General features: G+C 53.1%; 3 protein-coding genes. All 3 read left to right on the forward strand.

The window, feature by feature from the left end; all coding sequences use genetic code 11:
• Positions 1 to 412: 412 nt before the first annotated feature.
• On the forward strand, positions 413 to 643 hold the full coding sequence (locus B157_RS0111305) for a 4a-hydroxytetrahydrobiopterin dehydratase (RefSeq protein WP_020603439.1): 231 nt from the start codon (positions 413 to 415) through the stop codon (positions 641 to 643).
• A gap of 71 nt (positions 644 to 714) precedes the next feature.
• On the forward strand, positions 715 to 1,473 hold the full coding sequence (gene rsmI, locus B157_RS0111310) for a 16S rRNA (cytidine(1402)-2'-O)-methyltransferase (protein WP_020603440.1): 759 nt from the start codon (positions 715 to 717) through the stop codon (positions 1,471 to 1,473).
• A complete protein-coding gene (locus B157_RS0111315; protein WP_020603441.1) occupies positions 1,466 to 2,686 on the forward strand; it encodes a lipoprotein N-acyltransferase Lnb domain-containing protein in 1,221 nt (406 codons plus the stop codon). Before rsmI ends, B157_RS0111315 begins: the two co-directional genes overlap by 8 nt.
• Positions 2,687 to 2,957 lie beyond the last annotated feature (271 nt).

The raw sequence follows: 2,957 nt of genomic DNA on the forward strand, positions 1-2,957 counted from the left end.
AAGACGATCATGATAATATCACTCAACTCGTGATAACATTTGCCACTTTGGCGCGGGTCATCAACCTCAAAAAAAAAGTCAGCTACATCCATCGGACAAAGATGGCTAACTTAGCTTTTCATGCAATCCCCCTGTCTTTTAGCCGATGGTAGTTTAGTTTTATTATGGATTTTATTATGGAAACAGCTTCTGTTTTTCTTCCATAAATTTCTAGTGAAGGCTCATTTTGAATAAGACTGAACTTCACCCCATTAGGAGGCCATTGCTCCGAAAAATAGTGGCTTTAATCAGGTGAATTAGCACCAACGGCGTGGCCAGTATCTATAACAACTCAAAGTTTATCATATTCATACGTCATGGATAGTTGCCCGGAATATCGTTACTTCGGCAGAAAACAAAGATTCATACGCTTATGTGGAAGGAAATAGATAACCAACTTACCCGCGACTTTACGTTCGCCGATTTCAGCGAGGCTTTCGCCTTTATGACCCGCGTGGCCCTTATTGCCGAGAAAATGGACCATCATCCGTGGTGGTCGAACGTGTATAACCAGGTGACCATCAAACTCTCCACTCACGATGCGGGGGATACCGTGACCGAGAAAGACCATAAACTGGCGAAGGCGATTGATAAATTCGTGTAGATAAACCCCGCAAAACCATCCGGCAGGAGAGAGAGACGCAAGGTATTGCGTCTCTACCCTTAACTTGCGGCATGAAACTTTACCTCGTGCCGACGCCCATCGGTAATCTGGACGACATTACGCTGCGGGCCATCAAGATCCTGCAACGCGTGGATGCCATTCTGGCCGAAGATACCCGTACGTCGGGGGTGTTGCTGCGCCACCTGAATATCAGCAAGCCGCTCCACAGCTACCACATATTCAATGAACACCAGACCGTGCAGCGGCTGGTGAACCAGCTAAAGGAGGGGAAAACGCTCGCGCTGGTGTCCGATGCGGGTACACCGGGCATTTCGGACCCCGGTTTCCTGCTGGTGCGGGCCTGTATCCAAAACAATATTCCGATCGAGTGTTTGCCCGGCCCAACGGCGTTTGTGCCCGCGCTGGTCAACTCCGGCCTGCCCAGCGACCGGTTTACGTTCGAGGGGTTTTTGCCCCATAAAAAAGGGCGTCAAACGCGGCTGGCCGAACTGGCAGGGGAGGAGCGAACGATGGTTTTCTACGAATCACCCCACCGGCTGCTCAAAACCCTCCAGCAATTTGCCGATGTGTTCGGTGCAGACCGGCCCGCCAGTGTTTCCAGGGAGCTGACCAAACTGTTTGAGGAAAATCAACGCGGCACATTGTCCGAACTTATTGCTTATTTTGCCCAAAAAACGATAAAAGGTGAACTGGTTGTCTGCGTGCAGGGAGAAACGGGAAAAAAGCAGAAGGGCCACAAAGCCAGCAAGCGATACGAGGATGACGAAGATGAACGGGATGAAGACGAGAACGATGATAATGATGAGTAAACCCATGAAAAAACAACCTCTGCTCCTCCTGCTGACCGTCTGTTTATCCTTCATCCTTCATCCTTCATTATTTAGTCAGACACTCTCCCCGGCCGCCCGAATGAGTCTGCTCACGGTAGGGCCGGGCGAAGATCTGTATTCTGTGTTTGGCCACACCGCCATCCGGGTGAATGACCCGGCGCAGAACGTAGACGTAACCTTCGGCTGGGGGGGCTTCCGGTATGAGGATAACTTTTACGTGAAGTTCCTGCGCGGCACGCTGCCCTATTATATCGACGCGTATGACATGTACCCGTTCCTATACGCCTATCAGGCGGAGAACCGCACCGTTCGGGAGCAGGTGCTGAACCTGTCGCCGGTGCAGAAACAGCAGCTTTACGCCGTGCTGCTGAAAAACATGCAGCCCGAAAACCGGACCTACCAGTACAAATTCTTCTACGATAACTGCGCCACCCGGCCCCGCGACAAGCTGGCAGAGGCCTGCGGTGACAGCCTGACGATTCCGTCCCGGAACAGGATGACCGGCCGGTCGTATCGTGACTGGATGAATATCTACCTGGATAAAAGTGTGAAACCCTGGGCTAAACTGGGCATGAACCTGGCCATTGGTCAACCCGCCGACGTAAAAACGGACGGCTGGCACGCCATGTATCTGCCCGATCAGGTACACGACCAGATGGAGCAGGCCACGCTCAAAAAGGCGGATGGGCGGGTGGAACCACTGGTATCGTCTGACCAGACGCTGTTCGAAGCCCGGCAGACGTTCCGGCAACAGGTATCCCTGTTTCTTGATCCCAGCGTTGTTTTTGCGTTGCTGGCCATTGCGGTTACGGTCTTCACCATTCGCCGGTATCAGTTCGGCCGGGTCGACCGCTGGGTGGATCGGCTCCTGTTTGGTGTTTCGGGATTTTTGGGCTGGTTTCTGTTCCTGCTCTGGGTCGGTACGGATCATGGGGTAACGGCCTGGAACCCCACGCTGCTGTACCTGATGCCCCTGCATTTGCCCCTGGTTTACTGGGCAACCGGTAAAGGGACAACGGCCCGTCGGCGGACGGTTTATTTTTTCCTGACCGCCGTATTCATCGTTCTCGGAATCTTTCTGTCCAAAGTGCCGGGGGGCGTCGACGTGCTGTTTCCCATGACCCTGCTTGGCCGGTGCATCGTGAACCTGCAACCCCGCAGCGGGCAGCAACCCCTGATTCGCGTTGCCTGATGGATAACGCGTCGGGCATGGTTTGGTCCACTTGTTTTTTCTACTTTTCCCGGCTCCAGATTTCATCGACCGCACCACCCGTTGAACTCTGCCCGGTATGGTGCCACTCATCACCATTGACGGCTGCCCCGAACGTCAGCGAACGGCCTGTCCGGCTGTTATCCCGGGAGAAAAAGTCCTCATTATAACGTATTGCAATGATGGTTTAGATTACCCACTGAGGCACAGAGTAATAGGTTCTCCAGCCAATTTTTCGAGAATACCTGCCCAC

The organism is Spirosoma spitsbergense DSM 19989, assembly GCF_000374085.1.
GTDB lineage: Bacteria > Bacteroidota > Bacteroidia > Cytophagales > Spirosomataceae > Spirosoma > Spirosoma spitsbergense.